The sequence below is a fragment of the Candidatus Pantoea soli genome (assembly GCF_007833795.1).
Lineage (GTDB): Bacteria > Pseudomonadota > Gammaproteobacteria > Enterobacterales > Enterobacteriaceae > Pantoea > Pantoea soli.
Genome location: NZ_CP032702.1, coordinates 2839841 through 2860272, shown reverse-complemented (window position 1 = coordinate 2860272; position 20432 = coordinate 2839841). Strand labels below are relative to the sequence as shown.

Annotated in this window: 21 protein-coding genes and 5 tRNA genes; 23 read left to right on the top strand and 3 right to left on the bottom strand. The window is 54.0% G+C overall.

Going from position 1 to position 20432, the window contains the following annotated elements; genetic code table 11:
* Positions 1-29 precede the first annotated feature (29 nt).
* On the top strand, positions 30-197 hold the full coding sequence (locus D8B20_RS21650) for a hypothetical protein (RefSeq protein WP_165688927.1): 168 nt from the start codon (positions 30-32) through the stop codon (positions 195-197).
* Here D8B20_RS21650 and D8B20_RS13365 read toward each other — a convergent pair.
* Positions 194-811, bottom strand: a complete 618-nt coding sequence (locus D8B20_RS13365; RefSeq protein ID WP_145889318.1) for a Fic/DOC family protein — start codon at positions 809-811, stop codon at positions 194-196. The two genes, D8B20_RS21650 and D8B20_RS13365, sit on opposite strands and share 4 nt — an antisense overlap.
* A gap of 565 nt (positions 812-1376) precedes the next feature.
* Between D8B20_RS13365 and mltB the strand changes: the two genes are divergently transcribed.
* From mltB to luxS, 17 genes are all read left to right on the top strand, one after another.
* A complete protein-coding gene (gene mltB / locus D8B20_RS13360; RefSeq protein WP_145889317.1) occupies positions 1377-2459 on the top strand; it encodes a lytic murein transglycosylase B in 1083 nt (360 codons plus the stop codon).
* 84 nt (positions 2460-2543) lie between these two features.
* Positions 2544-2879 (top strand): zinc ribbon domain-containing protein YjdM, encoded by a 336-nt coding sequence (locus D8B20_RS13355; protein WP_145889316.1) that lies wholly within the window; start codon positions 2544-2546, stop codon positions 2877-2879.
* A gap of 170 nt (positions 2880-3049) precedes the next feature.
* A complete protein-coding gene (gene tam / locus D8B20_RS13350; RefSeq protein ID WP_145889315.1) occupies positions 3050-3826 on the top strand; it encodes a trans-aconitate 2-methyltransferase in 777 nt (258 codons plus the stop codon).
* A 102-nt stretch (positions 3827-3928) separates the two neighbouring features.
* Positions 3929-4423 (top strand): nicotinamide-nucleotide amidase, encoded by a 495-nt coding sequence (gene pncC / locus D8B20_RS13345; RefSeq protein WP_145889314.1) that lies wholly within the window; start codon positions 3929-3931, stop codon positions 4421-4423.
* 95 nt (positions 4424-4518) lie between these two features.
* Positions 4519-5589 (top strand): recombinase RecA, encoded by a 1071-nt coding sequence (recA, locus tag D8B20_RS13340; RefSeq protein ID WP_145889313.1) that lies wholly within the window; start codon positions 4519-4521, stop codon positions 5587-5589.
* 108 nt (positions 5590-5697) lie between these two features.
* Positions 5698-6213 carry a regulatory protein RecX gene (locus D8B20_RS13335; protein WP_186454376.1) on the top strand — a complete coding sequence of 172 codons (516 nt, stop codon included), beginning with the start codon at positions 5698-5700 and terminating at the stop codon, positions 6211-6213.
* A 135-nt stretch (positions 6214-6348) separates the two neighbouring features.
* Complete coding sequence (gene alaS, locus D8B20_RS13330) at positions 6349-8976, top strand: alanine--tRNA ligase (protein ID WP_145889312.1); 2628 nt, start codon at positions 6349-6351, stop codon at positions 8974-8976.
* 248 nt (positions 8977-9224) lie between these two features.
* Complete coding sequence (gene csrA / locus D8B20_RS13325; protein WP_145889311.1) at positions 9225-9410, top strand: carbon storage regulator CsrA; 186 nt, start codon at positions 9225-9227, stop codon at positions 9408-9410.
* Positions 9411-9715: 305 nt separating this feature from the next.
* Positions 9716-9808 (top strand) — tRNA-Ser (locus D8B20_RS13320).
* A gap of 9 nt (positions 9809-9817) precedes the next feature.
* A tRNA-Arg gene (locus D8B20_RS13315) sits at positions 9818-9894 on the top strand.
* Between the two features lie 82 nt (positions 9895-9976).
* Positions 9977-10053: transfer RNA gene (locus D8B20_RS13310), tRNA-Arg, on the top strand.
* Between the two features lie 58 nt (positions 10054-10111).
* Positions 10112-10188 (top strand) — tRNA-Arg (locus D8B20_RS13305).
* Positions 10189-10246: 58 nt separating this feature from the next.
* Positions 10247-10323, top strand: a tRNA-Arg gene (locus D8B20_RS13300).
* Between the two features lie 580 nt (positions 10324-10903).
* Positions 10904-11470 carry a fructose-1-phosphate/6-phosphogluconate phosphatase gene (yqaB, locus tag D8B20_RS13295; RefSeq protein ID WP_145889310.1) on the top strand — a complete coding sequence of 189 codons (567 nt, stop codon included), beginning with the start codon at positions 10904-10906 and terminating at the stop codon, positions 11468-11470.
* Positions 11467-11895: a YqaA family protein gene (locus tag D8B20_RS13290; protein WP_145889309.1), complete on the top strand. Its 429-nt coding sequence runs from the start codon at positions 11467-11469 to the stop codon at positions 11893-11895. The genes yqaB and D8B20_RS13290 overlap by 4 nt, the downstream gene beginning before the upstream one ends.
* A 31-nt stretch (positions 11896-11926) precedes the next feature.
* Entirely contained in the window at positions 11927-13531 is a 1605-nt protein-coding gene (gshA, locus tag D8B20_RS13285) for a glutamate--cysteine ligase (RefSeq protein WP_145889308.1), read from the top strand.
* A 150-nt stretch (positions 13532-13681) separates the two neighbouring features.
* Positions 13682-14197 carry an S-ribosylhomocysteine lyase gene (luxS, locus tag D8B20_RS13280; RefSeq protein WP_145889307.1) on the top strand — a complete coding sequence of 172 codons (516 nt, stop codon included), beginning with the start codon at positions 13682-13684 and terminating at the stop codon, positions 14195-14197.
* A 47-nt stretch (positions 14198-14244) separates the two neighbouring features.
* On the opposite strand, the gene D8B20_RS13275 is transcribed toward luxS, so the two are convergent.
* Positions 14245-15531 carry an HlyC/CorC family transporter gene (locus D8B20_RS13275; protein ID WP_145889306.1) on the bottom strand — a complete coding sequence of 429 codons (1287 nt, stop codon included), beginning with the start codon at positions 15529-15531 and terminating at the stop codon, positions 14245-14247.
* A gap of 13 nt (positions 15532-15544) precedes the next feature.
* Positions 15545-16339 carry a cytochrome C assembly family protein gene (locus D8B20_RS13270; protein WP_145889305.1) on the bottom strand — a complete coding sequence of 265 codons (795 nt, stop codon included), beginning with the start codon at positions 16337-16339 and terminating at the stop codon, positions 15545-15547.
* 166 nt (positions 16340-16505) lie between these two features.
* On the opposite strand from D8B20_RS13270, the gene ffh reads away from it, so the two are divergent.
* From ffh to rplS, 5 genes are all read left to right on the top strand, one after another.
* Positions 16506-17867 carry a signal recognition particle protein gene (ffh, locus tag D8B20_RS13265; protein WP_145889304.1) on the top strand — a complete coding sequence of 454 codons (1362 nt, stop codon included), beginning with the start codon at positions 16506-16508 and terminating at the stop codon, positions 17865-17867.
* A 142-nt stretch (positions 17868-18009) separates the two neighbouring features.
* A complete protein-coding gene (rpsP, locus tag D8B20_RS13260) occupies positions 18010-18258 on the top strand; it encodes a 30S ribosomal protein S16 (protein WP_007893313.1) in 249 nt (82 codons plus the stop codon).
* An 18-nt stretch (positions 18259-18276) separates the two neighbouring features.
* Complete coding sequence (gene rimM, locus D8B20_RS13255) at positions 18277-18825, top strand: ribosome maturation factor RimM (protein WP_145889303.1); 549 nt, start codon at positions 18277-18279, stop codon at positions 18823-18825.
* 35 nt (positions 18826-18860) lie between these two features.
* Complete coding sequence (trmD, locus tag D8B20_RS13250) at positions 18861-19625, top strand: tRNA (guanosine(37)-N1)-methyltransferase TrmD (protein ID WP_186454375.1); 765 nt, start codon at positions 18861-18863, stop codon at positions 19623-19625.
* A 42-nt stretch (positions 19626-19667) separates the two neighbouring features.
* Complete coding sequence (gene rplS / locus D8B20_RS13245; protein ID WP_008458168.1) at positions 19668-20015, top strand: 50S ribosomal protein L19; 348 nt, start codon at positions 19668-19670, stop codon at positions 20013-20015.
* The last annotated feature ends 417 nt before the right edge of the window (positions 20016-20432 follow it).

Here is a 20432-nt window from a genome sequence, read left to right as displayed (position 1 = left end):
ATCAGTGAATTTGTTAATCAGGAGTCGCTATGAGCAACAACAAAAAAACGCAGGTAGGTTATGTAAAACCGTCTCGTACAGACATTGTGCGTTCTGTGGCGACGTCAACGGCTGTTGAAACAGGCCAGCCTTCCGCCAGGGTTGAAGCTTCGCTGGAAGCCGCACGCAAAAAGTTCGCCCATCTTCGCCTTGCCTAATCCTTTCTTAATGCCTTACTGACCCAGTGTTTCATCGGCTCGTAGTCCATTGATAGGCCTGCATGAATAGCCGATATATACTGGGTTTTGTTTTGCTCCCAGCTTTGATAATCCAGCGGTTTGTACCCTCCCTGAACGGCCATCACGTCGGCTAGCAGTCGCGACAGGCGTCCATTTCCCTCTCTGAATGGGTGGATGAGTATCAACTCGACATGAGTTATGGCGATAGCGGTGATGAGTTGTTCTTCGTCCATACCGCTACATGGCGTGTATTGAGCCAGATACTTGCTGTCGAATTCGTTCAGCAGTTTTGGCAACTGCGCTGAGGGGGCAAACATAAAGCCGCCTTTGCTGATATTGACTGTTCTTTCGTGTCCAGCCCACTCGTAGATGTTACCTAACCAGCGGCGGTGCCAGCTTTTTAGCAGGGCTACGCTGAGCTGTCCTTCCGGGAACTGTTCTTCAAAAACGGACTGGTAGAGTTGTTCTAACAGGACAAGTTCAGCCTCATTCATCTCATCAGAAGTAGCGATTCCCAGCTTGTTAGCCAAAACTTGCTCGCCGGATTCTTTCTCATACTGGCCTTCACTGCTGGATACATGGTATCGGCTCATGGAGATGCCCTGTGTTATTAGAGGGATGGAAAAACAGAGGGATTATAATGCTGGATGAGGACAGCAAACAATAATCGTAAAATCAGACACTTAAATAAGTGTAGGTTAAAATGTAGCTTTTATAATTTAGTGGAAAATAACCGTTATTAATCAGTTACATCACACCAATGCATCATGGGCGTATGGGCGCTGAAGTCCATCGGCTCTGCTCCTTTCATCGTGTTCTCACTCACTCTGTACTCTTTTCCTTACCGGGGCTGGTCAGTGCAGCCGGGATACACCGTTACCCCACGGGCAGATAACGAAAGGGCAGATGTTACCATTTTTGCGGCGGCGGCTTCACCCGACACTGGCATTTCTGGCTGCTGACCATAACAAATTGCCGGGCGCAGCAAAAACCCCATTCTGCAGCAAAAAGTAAAGTCTGGAACGGTATCGCAAAATGGTGCGCTAAGCGGGAAGCATCCCACGAAAACGGATGTAAATTTAATACATTGCTCTGTAAGTCGTTTCGCTGAACGATTACCATGACGGCTTCTGGTTTTACCTGGCTGATGGATATCCGATGCGTTTTAAGGTTGCTCTTCTTCCGCTAATTTGTCTGCTTGCTGCCTGCAGCAGCAAGCCCGCCCCTCAGCAGCAGGCCGCCGTTGTGCCGGCCCCGAAAGGGGGATTCCTGCTTGAGCCTTCACATGCTATTCAGCCGATGTTTGGCGATTTTGCCGGCAATCCGGCGGCTGAACAGTTTATCGACCAGATGGTGACAAAACACGGCTTTAATCGCGACCAGCTGCATGCCGTCATTGGCCAGGCAAAACGTCTTGATTACGTGCTGCGTCTGATGGACCAGCAGGCACCCTCCTATACTCCGCCAGCCGGACCAAATGGTGCCTGGATTCGCTACCGTAATAAATTCATTACGCCGGACAACGTGCAAAACGGGGTCGCTTTCTGGAATCAGTATCAGGATGCGCTGCAGCGTGCGCAGCAGGTATATGGCGTGCCGCCGGAAATTATCGTCGGCATCATTGGTGTGGAAACGCGCTGGGGCCGGGTGATGGGGAAAACCCGTCTGCTGGATGCGCTGGCGACGCTCTCGTTCAGCTATCCACGCCGCGCGGCGTATTTCAGCAGTGAGCTGGAAACCTTCCTGCTGATGGCCCGTACTGAACAGGATGACCCTCTGGATCTGCGCGGTTCATTTGCCGGGGCGATGGGGTATGGGCAGTTTATGCCTTCGTCCTATAAGCAGTATGCTGTTGATTTCAACGGGGACGGGCACATTAACCTGTGGGATCCGGTGGACGCCATTGGCAGCGTCGCCAACTACTTTAAAGAGCATGGCTGGCGCGCTGGTCAGACCGTGGCCGTGCCCGCCAGCGGTCAGGCTCCGGGGCTGGAAAACGGCTTTAAGACGCTCTATCCGGTCAGCACACTGGCGGCGAATGGTCTGTCACCGCAGGGATCGCTGCAGGGGAACAACCAGGCCAGCCTGCTGCGTCTTGACCTTGGCACCAGCTATCAGTACTGGTACGGCCTGCCAAACTTTTACGTGATTACGCGGTACAACCACAGTACACATTACGCCATGGCGGTGTGGCAACTGGGCGAAGCGGTCGCGAAAGCGCGTCAGGGTGGCATGCTTTAATGCTGTCCATATAAAGTGTGAGGGTATAAGATGTCGCCTCTTTTGCGGCGTCATCTTTCCGCCGCTTTATCTCTGAGGACCATTATGAGCGCTTTACCCGCATGCCCGGCCTGTCAGGCTGATTACACCTGGCAGGATGGCGAAAACCTGAATTGCCCATCCTGCGGACACATCTGGTCTGCCAGCCAGACTGACAGCAGCGATGCCCTTGTCGTACGTGACGCCAACGGTAATTTGCTGGCCGATGGTGACAGCGTGACGGTCGTAAAAGATCTGAAAGTAAAAGGCAGTTCCTCCACGCTGAAAATCGGTACAAAAGTAAAAGGGATTCGTCTGGTTGAGGGCGACCACAACATCGACTGCAAAATCGATGGCTTTGGTCCGATGAAGCTCAAATCAGAATTTGTGAAAAAGAACTGATGCCAGGACGGCGCTTCAGCCGTCCTGATACCCCTTCGCGTTATATTTCTTCTGGCTGCCGTGCGTAACCGTGACGGCGCCCATGCTGGCGCATGTCGCACATTTCTCTTCCCGTTATCCTGATAAATGAGAGTAAGGTGAAGCTCTTGTCACTCTACAGGAGCGTTGCCATGCAAGACTGGAACCCCCAGCTGTATCGTCAGTTTGAATCAGAACGTACCCGGCCCGCGCGCGAGTTGCTGGCGCGTATCCCGCTTGATGAGGTTCACACCGCCGCCGATCTGGGCTGTGGTCCCGGCAACAGTACGGAACTCCTGGCGCAGAAATGGCCGCACGCGCGTATCACCGGTATCGACAGCTCAGAAGCCATGCTGATGCAGGCACGTGAGCGATTACCTGACTGTGAGTTCCAGCTGGCGGATATCCGCCGCTGGCAGGCAACGCAGCCGCAGCAGGTGATTTATGCCAACGCGTCTCTGCAGTGGCTGACCGATCATCCTGTACTGTTGCCGCATCTGGTCAGCCAACTGGCCGGGGGCGGGGTGCTGGCGATTCAGATGCCGGATAACCTGGATGAACCTTCCCACCGCGTAATGCGCGAAACTGCCGCGCTGGCACGCTGGCAACCCTGTATTCCGGCAGAGACCGCAGAGCGTAAGCGCTTGCTTTCTGCCGATCGCTACTATGATTTATTAAGTGATGCAGGTTGTCAGGTAGATATCTGGCGTACCACCTACTATCACCCCATGGCGGATGCACAGGCGATTATTACCTGGCTGCGCGCCACCGGACTGCGTCCGTACCTGGCAAGCCTGGATGAGAAGCAGCAGAGCGACTTTCTGCATGAATATCATCAGGCATTAACCTCGGCCTATCCGGCGCGCAGTGATGGTCAGGTTTTGCTGGCCTTCCCGCGTCTGTTTATGGTGGCGGTGAAAACGCGCTGAAGATGCCGGAACCGGGCGCGCAAAAAAAGCCGCGCGCCGTTGAAAAGAGCTTTTTGCCGCACCATTTACTGTTAACGTTAAGCGCCAGAACAGGAGAGGGCGATGAACGATCAGGCACTACAGCGGTTAAGCCGGCAGATTGGCGAACAGTTGACACAACGGCAGGCTACCGTGACGGCAGCAGAATCCTGCACCGGAGGCTGGATTGCCAAGGTGTTTACCGATATCAGCGGCAGCTCTGCCTGGTTTGAGCGCGGCTTCGTGACGTACAGCAATGAAGCCAAGCAGCAGCTGGTGGGTGTGCAGGCCGGCACGCTGGCACAGTACGGCGCAGTCAGTGAGCAGACAGTACAGGAGATGGCCAACGGCGCACGCAAGGCTGCCGGTGCGGACTATGCGATTGCCGTAAGCGGCATTGCCGGGCCAGACGGCGGCACGCCTGAAAAACCTGTGGGCAGCGTCTGGTTTGCCATTGCGGGACCGGCGCAGCGTACGGTCACGCAACTGCAGGTTTTTAAAGGCGATCGTGACGCGGTACGGCGCCAGTCAGTCGGCTTTGCCCTGCAGACGCTGCTGGATGAATTTCTGACAAATTAAGCTTGATACTGTATGACTATACAGTATAATTAGCACCAACAGAACGAGCGGGCATCTGACCATGCCGGCTCACCCGGGCACGATTAGGAGTGAAAATGGCGATTGACGAGAACAAACAGAAGGCTTTAGCTGCCGCGCTGGGCCAGATTGAGAAACAATTTGGTAAAGGCTCCATCATGCGCCTAGGTGAAGACCGCTCGATGGATGTTGAAACCATTTCTACCGGTTCACTGTCTCTGGACATTGCGCTGGGCGCTGGCGGCCTGCCAATGGGTCGTATCGTTGAAATTTACGGACCTGAATCGTCCGGTAAAACCACGTTAACACTGCAGGTGATTGCGGCTGCACAGCGTAAGGGCAAAACCTGTGCCTTTATCGATGCTGAGCATGCGCTTGATCCGGTATACGCTAAAAAGCTTGGTGTCGACATCGATAACCTGCTCTGTTCACAGCCGGATACCGGTGAACAGGCGCTGGAAATCTGTGATGCGCTGGCACGCTCAGGTGCCGTTGACGTTATCATCGTCGACTCCGTGGCTGCCCTGACGCCAAAAGCAGAGATTGAAGGCGAAATCGGTGACTCACATATGGGCCTTGCGGCGCGTATGATGAGCCAGGCGATGCGTAAGCTGGCAGGTAACCTGAAGCAGTCCAATACGCTGCTGATCTTCATCAACCAGATTCGTATGAAAATTGGTGTGATGTTTGGTAACCCGGAAACAACCACCGGCGGTAACGCTCTTAAATTCTACGCTTCTGTGCGTCTGGATATCCGTCGTATCGGCGCGATTAAAGAAGGCGATGAAGTGGTGGGCAGCGAAACCCGCGTAAAAGTGGTGAAAAACAAAATCGCTGCGCCGTTTAAACAGGCGGAATTCCAGATCATGTACGGCGAAGGCATTAACACCTTCGGTGAGCTGGTTGACCTGGGCGTGAAACACAAGCTGGTAGAGAAGGCCGGTGCGTGGTACAGCTATAACGGCGACAAAATCGGACAGGGTAAAGCGAACGCGACAAACTTCCTGAAAGAGAATCCGGCGATTGCCAATGAAATCGACAGCAAGCTGCGTGAAATGCTGCTGACCGGTGCCACAGCGGAAGCGGGCGCGGCGGAAACCTCCGCTGACGAGTACGAAGCCGCCAGCGAAACCAACGAAGATTTCTGATATATCCAACGGGAGCAGCGATGCTCCCGTTTTGCTTTTTCCCGCCTGCACTTCCTCTCGCTGTTTTCCTGTTTTACCCTGCATGCCAGTCATAACAAGGTGTAACTTATGTCAACCCCATCTCCAGCGGCACCGGTGCCGACATTTTCCCGTTTGCTGGATCGCGCCATGCGGATACTTTCACAGCGCGACCACAGCCGGGATGAACTGAAACGCAAGCTGCAGCTCTCCGGACAGCGCGCAGCGTATCTGAATCAGCAGGAAAACGTGCCCATTCCGGACGAACTGCTGGAAAAAGTACTGGACTGGTGCCAGGAAAACAGCTGGCTTAATGACCAGCGCTTTACTGAGCGCTTTATTCAGAGCCGGGCCCGCAAAGGTTATGGTCCGCAGCGGGTCAGAATGGAGCTGCAGCAGAAGGGGATTGATCGCGAAGCGATCAATCAGGCGCTGGCGGAAACGGAGGTTGACTGGACCCGGTGCGCGGCAGATGTCGCCCGGCGTAAATTTGGTGAGCCGCTGCCGCAAAGCTGGGCGGAAAAAAGCAAAGTTCAACGCTTTCTGATGTCGAAGGGCTTTATGATGGAAGATATTCAGGCGATTTTCAGAAATATTGACGACTGAAAGCGATGGGGGTTTTACTTCCCATTGAAGAAAATTTATCTTATTCCCACTTTTTGTTCCTTAGTCAGCGGTGGGCCGGACGCATGCGGTTTGCCAGCGAAAGGGAACGTTCGTTAGCGTGATTCCAGGAATTTTATGAGCAAGAGCACTGCTGAGATCCGTCAAGCGTTTCTCGACTTTTTTCATAGCAAGGGACATCAGGTTGTAGCCAGCAGCTCCCTCGTACCAAACAACGACCCGACGCTGCTGTTTACCAATGCGGGGATGGTGCAGTTTAAAGACGTCTTCCTGGGTCAGGATAAGCGTGACTATGCGCGCGCCACGACGTCACAGCGCTGCGTACGCGCCGGTGGTAAACATAACGATCTGGAAAACGTGGGCTATACAGCACGCCACCACACCTTCTTTGAAATGCTGGGCAACTTCAGTTTTGGTGACTACTTCAAGAAAGAAGCCATTGCTTATGCCTGGGAACTGCTGACGGGTGAGCAGTGGTTTAAGCTGCCGAAAGAGCGTCTGTGGGTGACCGTGTATGAAACCGACGACGAAGCTTTCGACATCTGGGCTAACGATATCGGCGTACCGCGTGAGCGTATTATTCGCATCGGCGATAACAAAGGCAGTGCGTATGCCTCAGACAACTTCTGGCAGATGGGTGATACCGGCCCCTGCGGTCCCTGCACGGAAATCTTCTACGATCACGGCGACCATATCTGGGGTGGCCCGCCGGGCAGCCCGGAAGAAGATGGCGATCGCTATATCGAGATCTGGAACATCGTGTTCATGCAGTTCAACCGTCAGGCGGATGGCACTATGGAGCCGCTGCCTAAGCCTTCTGTTGATACCGGTATGGGGCTGGAGCGTATTGCTGCGGTACTGCAGCACGTTAACTCCAACTACGAAATTGACCTGTTTGCGAAACTGATCAAGGCAGTGGCCGAGGTCACTGGCGCGACCGATCTGAGCAACAAATCGCTGCGCGTTATTGCAGACCACATTCGTTCCTGCGCCTTCCTGATTGCTGACGGCGTCATTCCTTCGAACGAAAACCGGGGTTATGTGCTGCGTCGCATCATTCGCCGCGCTGTGCGCCACGGTAACATGCTGGGTGCTAAAGAAGCCTTCTTCTATAAACTGGTTGCGCCGCTGATTGAGGTCATGGGCGCTGCCGGCGACGATCTGAAGCGCCAGCAAAAGCACGTAGAAAATGCGCTGAAGAATGAAGAAGAGCAGTTTGCCAAAACCCTTGAACGCGGTCTGGCGTTGCTGGATGAGGAACTGGCTAATCTGAAAGGCGATACGCTGGATGGCGAAACCGTGTTCCGCCTCTATGATACGTTCGGTTTCCCGGCGGATCTGACGGCGGATGTCTGCCGCGAGCGTAACCTGAAAATCGATGAGGCCGGCTTCGAAGCCGCAATGGAGCAGCAGCGCCAGCGTGCCCGTGAAGCCAGCGGTTTTGGCACCGATTACAACAGCGTCATCCGCTTTGATACAGCGACCGAATTTAAAGGTTATGATCATCTGCAACTGGATGCGACCGTGCAGGCGCTGTTCGTTGATGGCCAGCAGGTTGAGCAGATTAGCGCGGGCCAGGATGCGGTAGTGATCCTCAACGAAACGCCATTCTACGGCGAATCGGGCGGGCAGGTGGGCGATACCGGCGTCCTGACCGGGCAAAATGCTGAATTTAGCGTGCAGGACACGCAAAAGTATGGCAAAGCCTTCGGCCATATCGGTAAGCTGAACCACGGTCAGCTGCGCGTCGGTGATAACCTGCATGCGCAGGTGGATGAAGAGCGTCGGGCGCGTATCGTGCTGAACCACTCTGCAACCCACCTGATGCATGAGGCGTTACGTGAAGTGCTGGGCGATCATGTTGGCCAGAAAGGTTCTCTGAACAATGATAAATATCTGCGTTTCGACTTTTCACACAATGAAGCGATGAAGCCTCAGCAGATTCGTGAAGTGGAAGATCGTGTTAACGCGCAGATTCGTCGTAACCTGCTGATCCAGACTGATGTAATGGATCTGGAAGAGGCGAAAGCGCGTGGCGCGATGGCTCTGTTCGGCGAGAAATACGAGCAGCGTGTTCGCGTGGTGAGCATGGGCGAATATTCGGTTGAGCTGTGTGGCGGTACGCACGCCGCGCGTACCGGAGATATCGGTCTGTTCCGTATTCAGTCTGAATCCGGCACGGCAGCGGGCGTGCGTCGTATTGAAGCGCTGACCGGTGAAGCGGCGATCGCACAACTGCATGCGCAGAGCGATCAGCTGCACGACATCGCTCAGGTGGTGAAAGCCAACAGCAGTAACCTGAACGAAAAAGTACGCGGACTGGTGGATAACGTACGCGCACTGGAAAAAGAACTGCAACAGCTGCGCGATCAGCAAGCGGCGCAGGAAAGCGCTTCACTGAGTAGCAAAGCGGTTGACGTTAAAGGCACGAAACTGCTGGTGAGTGAACTCAGCAATGTCGAGCCGAAAATGCTGCGTACGATGGTGGACGATCTGAAAAATCAGCTGGGGTCCGCAATCATCGTGCTGGCAACCGTTGCAGAAGGGAAAGTCTCACTCATTGCCGGCGTGACCAAAGATCTGACCGACCGGGTAAAAGCGGGCGAGCTGATTGGGGAGCTTGCTGCGCAGGTAGGCGGTAAAGGCGGCGGACGTCCTGATATGGCACAGGCTGGCGGGACGGATGCACAGGCACTGCCGGGTGCGCTGGCAGGGGTTCAGGACTGGGTAAGCAACCGGCTGTAACGAAATAATATTAAGCATCGAGACGAGCGCCGGGACAGTTGTTCCGGCGTTTTTTAACGCGATGAACACCAGGTAATGACAAAGTCCGGTCGATGTAGTGTATTTCGGCTAAACTAATTATCAGCGGAATGTATTGGCATGGCGATACACAATGGTGTATTTGTCATAGGCATTGTTCAGCGGTATATGATGGATATGGCCGGGAACCCGAACAGGCCCGACTCTTTTAATCTTTCAAGGAGCAAAGAATGCTTATTCTAACTCGTCGAGTTGGTGAAACCCTCATGATTGGCGATGAGGTAACTGTAACGGTGCTGGGTGTTAAAGGTAACCAGGTCCGTATTGGCGTCAACGCGCCCAAAGAAGTTTCGGTGCATCGCGAAGAGATCTATCAGCGTATTCAGGCCGAAAAAACTCAAGCCACGGGTTACTAACGTATTCAGCGCCTCGCTGTATAGCGAGGCGCTACCCTTTTTGCCTCTCTTCCTCTGACTTTCTTCCCTTTCCGCCAGGTTTCTTTCTCACTGATTTGTTTTCCGTACCGGGCTTTTACTGTTGATTACTCACCCTTTTTGCTGGTAAATCACCCTGATTGTGCGTCATTTGCGCAGTTGAACGCATGTCAGGAAAAAGTCGGGAAAAATTGTTTGACTTATAAGTCCGGGAAAGTAATATGTGCGCCACGCAGTGCCGATGAGCAGAAACAACGTTCAGCAGCACGGTTCGCAAGAACGCGTAAGGTGAGGTGGCCGAGAGGCTGAAGGCGCTCCCCTGCTAAGGGAGTATGCGGTCAAAAGCTGCATCCGGGGTTCGAATCCCCGCCTCACCGCCATTTTCCGATGCATCCATAGCTCAGCTGGATAGAGTACTCGGCTACGAACCGAGCGGTCGGAGGTTCGAATCCTCCTGGATGCACCATTCGGAACAGAAGTAAGAGTGAACGAGCAGTTCCTTTCATGGTGAGTTGTCAGCACCCTGCGTTATACAAGAATTATTCAATGCATCCATAGCTCAGCTGGATAGAGTACTCGGCTACGAACCGAGCGGTCGGAGGTTCGAATCCTCCTGGATGCACCATTCTTGCTATCATTCCCAGGTTGATTTCAGTTAGTCCATCGTAAGAAAATCTCGCAATGCATCCATAGCTCAGCTGGATAGAGTACTCGGCTACGAACCGAGCGGTCGGAGGTTCGAATCCTCCTGGATGCACCATTCTTGCTCTCATTCCCCGGTTAATGTCAGTCAGTTCATCGTAAGAAAATCTCGCAATGCATCCATAGCTCAGCTGGATAGAGTACTCGGCTACGAACCGAGCGGTCGGAGGTTCGAATCCTCCTGGATGCACCACCTTCTGATAAAGATGAAACGAGCCTCAGTGTGGCTAACGTATTCTGCGTTCAGGCAGCACGAAGAAGAACGTTGCTTCAGCAGCGGCCCGCAGGGCGAGGCAAACGCGCACTCATCCTCCTGAATATTCCCTCTCTGCAATAAAGCGAGTGACCCCGCGATCTGACGCGAATAACGCTCGTTTAAGCGATATAACATACACTTCTGCACGCCCCGTGTTTCCGCATTACGCCATTCCCTGAGCACTGAATCCTGATATCCACGCGCAGGCCGATGCCGCGAACGGATGTGTTATCCCGGTATGGTTTCCTGCGCTGTGGTTGCCCGTTCTGCGGAATTCTCATCTGTACCCCTGGCGAGACGACAGCTGTGCCGGTTTCCGCCCGGCAGGCGCACCAGTAACAGATAAACAAAAAACGCTGATTTAACCGCCATTTATCCCCGGTCGCGCACTCTCACCTTTTTCTGAAAACGAAAATTGTTAATGCTTTCAAAGCATTTGCGGTTAAGCCTGCCTGGCGACAACCTGACCGCATTACGCTAAAGTAAGGTCTCATTTTGTGGCGCTAATGGAGTGACAATGTACGACCACTACGACGCCCTGATTTTCGATATGGACGGCACTATTCTGGATACGGAGCCGACACATCGAAAGGCCTGGCAGCAGGTGCTGAGTCGCTACGGTTTCACCATGGATGAGAAAAAAATGGTGGGGTTTAATGGCGCACCGTCCTGGCAGCTGGCGCAGTTTATTCTGGAGCAGAATCATGCGCAGCACGATCCGCATCTGCTTGCGGCAGAAAAAACCGCCGCATTAAAAGCCATGCTGCTGGAGGATGTGCGCCCGTTACCGCTGATGGAGGTGGTGAAAGCCTATCACGGCCGGCGTCCGCTGGCGGTGGGTACCGGCAGTGAACATAGCCTGGCAAAAATGCTGCTGGAAGCGCTTAACGTCTATCATCTGTTTGATGCCGTGGTCGGTGCGGATGATGTCCGGCGTCACAAGCCACAGCCTGATACCTTCCTGCGCTGCGCAGAGCTGATGGGCGTCGCGCCCGGGCGCTGTGTGGTTTTTGAGGATGCCGACTTTGGCATCCAGGCAGCGCAAGCAGCGGGCATGGATGTGGTTGATGTCCGTTTACTGTGAGTGAATTCCTGACCTATGGTTCGCTACTTGTCAGCAGTTTTCTGAGCGCCACGCTGCTTCCCGGCAGCTCAGAAGCGTTGCTGATTGCTTTACTGATCGCCCGGAAAGGGGAGATCTGCGGATTGTTATTGGCTGCATCAGTGGGCAACACGCTGGGCGGCCTGATCAACATTCTTCTTGGTCGCCTTTTGCCACCAAAAGGGCAGGGGCGATGGCACAACACAGCAATAACGTGGCTGCATCGATGGGGTCCTGCTGCGCTGATTTTCAGCTGGCTGCCGCTGGTGGGCGACCTGCTCTGCGTTTTTGCAGGCTGGTTACGCTTTGCCTGGCTGCCGTGCGCACTGTTTTTGGCTCTGGGGAAAACGCTGCGTTATATCGTCATCGCGATAGCTACCGTGCAGGGTATGCACGGCTGGCATTGATTCGCACAGATTCGAGGCTACGGTTAACATTATGCTGAACAAAAATAAATTATTCACACAGCGGGAGGTTAATGTGATCCCGGACGTATCAAAAGCGCTCTCCTGGCTGGAAGCGCATCCGGACGCGTTGAAGGGTATCGGCCGTGGCATTGAACGTGAGACCCTGCGCGTCCGGCCCGATGGTCATCTGGCGACTACCGGTCATCCTGCTTCGCTGGGCTCGGCGCTGAAGCATGACTGGATTACCACGGATTTTGCCGAAACGCTGCTGGAATTTATCACGCCTGTTGATAAGAATATCGACCGCTCTCTCGCCTTCCTGCGTGACATTCATCGTCACGTGGCACGTGAACTGGGAGAAGAGCGCATGTGGCCGTTCAGTATGCCGGGCTATGTTGAGGATGTGGAAAACATCGAGCTGGCGCAATACGGCACCTCTAACGTCGGTAAAATGAAAACGCTGTACCGGCAGGGCCTGAAAAACCGCTACAGCGCACTGATGCAGATCATTTCCGGCGTGCATTATAACTTCTCGCTGCCGCTCTCCTTCTGGCAGGAGTGGGCCGATGTCAAAGATGCGGAAAGCGGTAAAGAGACCATCTCCGCAGGCTATCTGCGTCTGATTCGCAACTATTATCGTTTCGGCTGGGTGATTCCGTATCTGTTTGGCGCCTCGCCGGCTATCAGCTCTTCCTTCCTGCAGGGCCGCGAAAGCAAGCTGCCGTTTGAAACGGACGGTAAAGACACGCTGTGGCTGCCCTATGCGACGTCGCTGCGTCTGAGCGATCTGGGTTATACCAACAAATCGCAAAGCAGCCTGGGTATTACCTTTAACTCACTTGAAGGCTATGTCAAAGCGCTGAAGGCGGCGATCAAAACCCCATCGGCAGAGTATGCCGCGATGGGCACGAAAGATGCGGATGGCAACTGGCTGCAGCTGAACACCAACGTTCTGCAGATTGAAAACGAGCTGTATGCGCCAATCCGGCCGAAGCGCGTGACCCGTTCCGGTGAAGCGCCTTCGGATGCGCTGCTGCGCGGTGGCATTGAATATATTGAAGTACGCTCTCTGGATATTAACCCCTTCTCGGCGATTGGCGTCGATGCGGACCAGGCACGCTTCCTCGATCTGTTCCTGATTTGGTGTACGCTGGCCGATGCGCCGGAGATGAGCTCCGGGGAGCTGCAGTGCAGCCGTAAGAACTGGAATCGCGTCGTGATGGAAGGACGTAAACCGGGCCAGGTGATCGGTGTTGGCTGCAGTGATACCGAACAGCCGCTGGTGGATGTGGGCAAAGCGCTGTTTGCCGATCTGCGCCGCGTTGCTGAAGTGCTGGACAGCCATGACAGCAGCACTGAATATCAACAGGTCTGCGATCAACTGGTAGCATCGTTTGACGATCCTGAGCTAACCTATTCGGCGCGTATCCTTCACGCGATTAAAGAGAATGGACTAACGGGTGCCGGCGTGGCACTGGCTGAACAGTATCGTCATCTGCTGTGCGAAGAGCCGCTGGAAATTCTCAGCGAAGAGGATTTCAGCCGTCAGGCGCGGGAATCTGTGCTGGCACAACAGCAGCTGGAAGAGAGCGATACGCTGGATTTCGAGCGCTACCTGGCGGAGCGTGAAGGCTAGAAAAGAAAATGGCCACATCACTGTGGCCTAAATTAACATCTCTGTTGTCAGGGATGATGATAACAAATGCGCGTCTTTCATATATTCAGACGCTGGACGAACAGAAAAGTTTCATCGATTTTAAAAAATTCTCAAAACAGGAGGTGACGTATGCCACTACTGGACAGTTTCACTGTTGATCACACCATCATGGGCGCACCCGCAGTACGCGTGGCGAAAACCATGAATACTCCGCATGGCGATACCATCACCGTTTTCGATCTGCGTTTCTGCCGTCCGAATATCGATATTCTGACCGAGCGCGGTATCCACACGCTGGAGCACCTGTTTGCCGGCTTTATGCGTAATCACCTGAACGGTGACGGTGTGGAAATCGTGGACATCTCGCCAATGGGCTGCCGTACCGGCTTCTATATGAGCCTGATTGGCGCACCGGATGAGCAGCGCGTTGCCAAAGCGTGGAAAGGCGCAATGGAAGATGTGCTGAAGGTGAAAGATCAGAGCCAGATTCCGGAACTGAACGAATACCAGTGCGGTAGCTACAAGCTGCACTCGCTGGATGAAGCACAGCAGATTGCCCGTAACGTACTGGCGCATGAGATTGGCGTTAACCGTAACGAAGATCTGAAACTGCCCGCTGAGAAGCTGAAAGAGCTGCACATCTGACCGTCGTGCAGGCCAAAAAAACGCCGCGTAAATCGCGGCGTTTTTTTTCAGGAACCCACTGAGGTTTTCAGTGGCTGATGGGGCGTGATGCGCACCTGTTTAACCATATTGTCCTGCACATCAAGGATATCGATGTTGTAATTGCCCAGCTGCACGCGCGTTTTCTGCCGCGGGATCTCTTCCAGCGCCTCCAGCAGCATACCGTTGATGGTTCGCGCTTCTTCTTCCGGCAGCGTCCAGTTAAACGCCTTATTGATTTCCCGCACGTTGGCGCTGCCTTCAATCAGCACGGAACCATCATTCTGCGGCATCACTTCTTCTGCCAGTGAAGGAGACATGGAGGTGGTGAAATCGCCAACAATCTCTTCAAGGATGTCTTCAATGGTCACCAGGCCTTTGATGTCGCCGTACTCATCAACCACCAGCCCGACCTTCTTCTTATTGCGCTGAAATTTCACCAGCTGCACGTTAAGCGGCGTGCCTTCCGGCACATAGTAAATTTCATCCGCTGCGCGCAACAGTCGCTCTTTATTAAACTCTTTTTTCTCGGTCATCATGCGCCAGGCTTCGCGCACCCGCAGCATACCGACGGTGTCATCCAGCGAATCGCGGAACAGGACGATACGCCCATGCGGCGAGTTACTGAGTTGCCGCTCAATGGATTTCCATTCATCGTTGATGTTAATGCCGACGATTTCGTTGCGTGGCACCATGATGTCATCGACGCTCACTTTCTCCAGATCCAGCACCGACAGCAGCATATCCTGATTACGGCGCGACATCAGCGTGCGCGATTCGTAAACGATGGTGCGCAGCTCCTCTTTGCTCAGCGCAGAGCTGATAGAGCCATCAGCTTTGATGCCCACCATGCGCATCAGAATGCGCGTGATGGTATTAAGCAACCACACCAGCGGCAGCATGACATACTGCAGCGGCGTCAGCAGAAAGCTGCTGGGATAGGCCACTTTCTCCGGATAGAGCGCGGCGATGGTTTTTGGCAGCACCTCAGCAAATACCAGCACGACGAAGGTCAGAATACCGGTGGCAATCGCCACGCCGGCATCGCCATACAGACGCATCCCCACAATGGTGCCGAGCGCAGAGGCGAGAATGTTGACGAGGTTATTGCCGATCAGCACCAGGCTAATCAGACGATCGGGGCGGCGCAGCAGTTTTTCCACGCGGCGCGCGCTGCGGTTGCCGCTTTTGGCTTTATGGCGCAGTTTGTAACGATTGAGCGTCATCATGCCGGTTTCGGAGCCGGAAAAATAAGCTGAAACCAGTACCATGATGACCAGCGTAATGATTAGCGTGGTGGTTGAAACATGTTCCAACGCAAAAATTCCTTTAGTGAGAGGTGAGCAGATGCTGAAGCATGCGGCTGCCGAAGTAGGCCATGGTCAGCAGCAGCGCACCGCCGCAGTTAAACCAGACCACACGGCGTCCGCGCCAGCCTTCGCGGTAGTGTCCCCACAGCAGTACGATATACACGAACCAGGCAATGATAGAGAGCACCGCTTTATCGATATTTTCCGCGCTGAACAGGTTGTTCATAAAGAACAGGCCAGTGCAAAGCACCAGCGTCAGCAGCACCACACCAATCTGCGTGATGTGAAACATTTTGCGCTCTATGCTGAGCAGCGGCGGCATATCCTGGGTAAACGCCAGCTTTTTATTCTTTAACTGGTAGTCGATCCACGCCAGCTGCAGCGCGTAGAGGGCAGCGATAATCAGCGTAGCATACGCGAACAGCGACAGGCCGATGTGGATCATCATGCCCGGCGTGGTTTCCAGATGCGTAATAAACGCATTCGGCACAAAGGTGGCAAACGCAAGGTTGATCAGGGCAAAGCCGTAAACGATCGGTAACAAAAGCCAGCCGCGATTGCGTGACGCCACGATCGTCATGATCGCGCAGATCAGCAGGCTGACCAGCGAGCCGATATTCAGCAGGCTGAGATTTTGTCCGTTATCGAAAGCAAAAATGCGCTGCTGCAGCGCAACAGCGTGGGCAATCAGCGCCACACAGGCGGAAAAGACGGCAAATCGCCGCCAGCCCCCGTTACGTTTCAGCAGGCTGGGGATGATCAATGCAAGACTGAGGGAGTAGGCGAACAGCGCCACGATCGCGAAAACGAACATAGATCCTTTCAGGTGTCGGTCAGATAAGGAAAAAAGCAGTATAGCGCCAGCGGCAGCAGGCTCCAAACGATCTCAGGGTCAATTGCAGAGATCGGCCTGGCTTCGTGTTATAATCCGCCGCATTGTGTCGCCCTGGCGGCCTCGCTACGCCATTAAGTGAGAGAGCATGTTTGATAATTTAACCGATCGTTTGTCGCAGACCCTGCGCAATATCAGCGGCCGCGGAAGGCTGACCGAAGACAACATCAAAGATACGCTGCGCGAAGTGCGCATGGCGCTGCTTGAGGCAGACGTTGCGCTGCCGGTGGTGCGTGAATTCATCAACCGCGTAAAAGAAGCGGCGGTGGGTCAGGATGTGAATAAAAGCCTGACGCCAGGCCAGGAATTCATCAAGATTGTCCGCAATGAACTGGTTGCGGCGATGGGCGCAGAAAACAACGCGCTGAACCTGAACGCCCAGCCGCCAGCGGTTGTGCTGATGGCCGGCCTGCAGGGCGCGGGTAAAACCACCAGCGTCGGTAAGCTGGGTAAATTCCTGCGTGAAAAGCACAAGAAAAAAGTGCTGGTGGTCTCGGCTGACGTATATCGCCCGGCGGCGATCAAACAGCTGGAAACGCTGGCTCAACAGGTTGGTGTGGATTTCTGCCCGTCCGATCTGAGCCAGAAGCCAGTCGATATCGTGCAGAACGCGCTGAAGGAAGCAAAGCTGAAGTTCTACGATGTGCTGCTGGTGGATACCGCCGGTCGTCTGCACGTGGACGAAGCGATGATGGACGAGATCAAACAGGTGCATGCCGCGATTAAGCCGGTGGAAACCCTGTTTGTCGTCGACGCCATGACCGGTCAGGATGCCGCTAATACGGCGAAAGCGTTTAACGAAGCGCTGCCGCTTACCGGTGTCATTCTGACCAAGGTCGACGGTGATGCCCGCGGCGGTGCGGCGCTGTCTATTCGCCATATCACCGGCAAGCCGATCAAATTCATGGGGATGGGCGAGAAGACCGATGCGCTGGAAGCCTTCTATCCGGATCGTATCGCGTCGCGCATCCTTGGCATGGGCGACGTGCTGTCGCTGATTGAAGATATCGAAAGCAAAGTGGATCGCGAGCAGGCAGAAAAGCTGGCGAAAAAACTGAAAACCGGCGATGGCTTCGATCTGAATGACTTCCTTGAGCAGCTTAAGCAGATGCGTAACATGGGCGGCATGGCCAGTCTGATGGGCAAACTGCCCGGCATGGGCCAGCTGCCGGATAACGTGAAATCGCAGATGGATGACAAAGTGCTGGTACGCATGGAAGCCATCATCAATTCGATGACGCGGAAAGAGCGTGAAAAGCCGGAAATCATCAAAGGCTCGCGCAAACGTCGTATTGCTACCGGCTCCGGTATGCAGGTGCAGGACGTTAACCGCCTGCTTAAGCAGTTCGACGATATGCAGCGCATGATGAAGAAAATGAAGAAGGGCGGCATGGCTAAAATGATGCGTGGCATGAAAGGCATGATGCCGCCTGGATTCCCTGGCCGCTAAGGCGGTCACCGAAAAGCCGGAAATTTGATGTGCTCAGGTTGCTTTTTGCGCCAAAATGAGTAAAATTTTCGGGCTTTTTATATCGCGCTCGGGCCCCGTTCCTCGATGGGGCCCGAGTGCTTTATTAACTAATGAGGATGTTATGGTAACAATTCGTTTGGCACGTCACGGCGCTAAAAAGCGTCCGTTCTATCAGGTCGTCGTCACTGACAGCCGCAATGCGCGTAACGGTCGTTTCATCGAGCGCGTAGGTTTCTTCAACCCGATCGCTTCTGGTCAGGCTGAAGGTCTGCGTCTGGATCTGGACCGTATTGAGCACTGGGTTGGCCAGGGCGCAACGCTTTCTGATCGCGTTAACGCGCTGATCAAAGAAGCAAAAAAAGCAGCTTAATCTGTCACGGTGGTGAGCATGAGCAGTAAACCTGCCGCACAGCCTCCTGTTAACCCGGTGGTACTGGGCAAAATGGGAGCCGCTTACGGAATTCGGGGTTGGCTCAAAGTGTTTTCCTCCACTGAAGACGCTGAAAGCATCTTCGACTACCAACCCTGGTTCATCCAGCGTGCCGGTCAATGGCAGCAGGTCGAACTGGAAGGTTGGAAGCACCACAATCAGGACCTGATCATCAAAGTCAAAGGCATTGACGATCGGGACGCCGCGGCGCAGTTAACCAACAGTGAAATCACGGTTGACTCGACGCAGCTACCGCCGCTGGAAGAGGGCGATTACTACTGGAAAGACCTTATGGGTTGCAAAGTAGTTAACCTCGACGGCTACGAGATGGGCAAAGTCATTGATTTGATGGAAACCGGCTCGAACGACGTGCTCGTCGTAAAGGCAAACCTGAAAGATGCATTCGGTGTACAGGAGCGGTTAATACCGTTTCTTGATGAACAGGTTATCAAGAAAGTCGATCTCGCTACTGGCACTATTGAAGTAGACTGGGATCCTGGTTTTTGATCTCCGGACAATCCGGTAACGTAACGGCGAACGCGATGTGGATTGGTGTTATCAGCCTGTTTCCAGAGATGTTTCGCGCTATTACCGAGTACGGGGTAACTGGCCGGGCAGTAAAAAATGGCCTGCTCAACATTGAAAGCTGGAGTCCGCGTGACTTCACGCATGACCGGCACCGTACCGTGGACGATCGTCCTTACGGCGGCGGACCGGGAATGTTGATGATGGTGCAACCCTTACGGGATGCCATCCATGCAGCGAAAGCGGCGGCAGGAGAAGGCGCTAAGGTGATTTATCTTTCACCTCAGGGTCGCAAACTTGACCAGCAGGGCGTTTGCGAACTGGCGACCAACCAGAAGCTGATTCTGGTGTGTGGTCGCTATGAAGGGATTGATGAGCGCGTGATTCACACTGAGATTGATGAAGAATGGTCAATCGGTGATTACGTACTCAGTGGCGGTGAGCTGCCAGCAATGACGTTGATTGATTCAGTAGCCCGGTTTATTCCTGGCGTACTGGGTAAACAGGCGTCAGCCGATGAGGATTCGTTCTCGGACGGTTTGCTGGATTGCCCGCACTATACCCGTCCTGAAGTGTTAGAGGGGATGGAGGTTCCGTCAGTTTTACTGTCGGGCAACCATGCCGATATTCGCCGCTGGCGCCTGAAACAGTCGCTGGGCCGTACCTGGCTAAGAAGACCTGAACTTCTGGAAAACCTGGCTCTGACTGAAGAGCAAGCACGGTTGCTTAATGAGTTCCAGCAGGAACATCGGCAGCAACAAAACGATGAGGTGGAAGAGTAATCTTCCCTGACTATCAGTTTACCCAGGATATGAGATTTAATTATGAGCAACATTATCAAGCAACTTGAACAAGAGCAGATGAAGCAGGACGTACCTTCATTCCGTCCGGGTGATTCCGTGGAAGTGAAAGTATGGGTCGTTGAAGGTTCTAAAAAACGTCTGCAGGCATTCGAGGGCGTGGTTATCGCTATTCGTAACCGCGGTCTGCACTCTGCATTCACTGTTCGTAAGATTTCTAACGGCGAAGGCGTTGAGCGTGTCTTCCAGACTCACTCTCCGGTAATTGACAGCATTACTGTCAAACGTCGTGGTGCTGTGCGTAAAGCCAAACTGTACTACCTGCGTGAGCGTACTGGTAAGTCTGCTCGTATCAAAGAGCGTCTTAACTAAGAGCTCGCGTAAGCGACATCTCAAGTTAATAGCAAACAAGGGGTTGGCCAAATGGCCAACCCCTTTTTTTTATGGGCGCAATCGGTGATAAACCGCCGCAGTCACCTAGCCGCTCTCCGTCGTCATCAAACCCTGGCACTCATCAGCCTGCGTAAAGCCACTGCACACGGCGGCTGGCAGGATTCTCTGTTACTGCCAGCCTTTCCAGTGCGGTGAGGTGCGGTTGGCGAAAGGCCAGCGCCATCAGCTGTATCACTACCGCGTGGTGACGCCCTGGTGCTGAGCTGCTCTGCGTATCGGCCAGCGGCATCAACTGTGCCACTACCGCGTGGCGACGCTCCGGTGCTGAGCTGCTCTGCGTATCCGGTAATCCATTGAACTGGTCTCAGCCACCCGAGTGCAAAATGCAAACCGGTT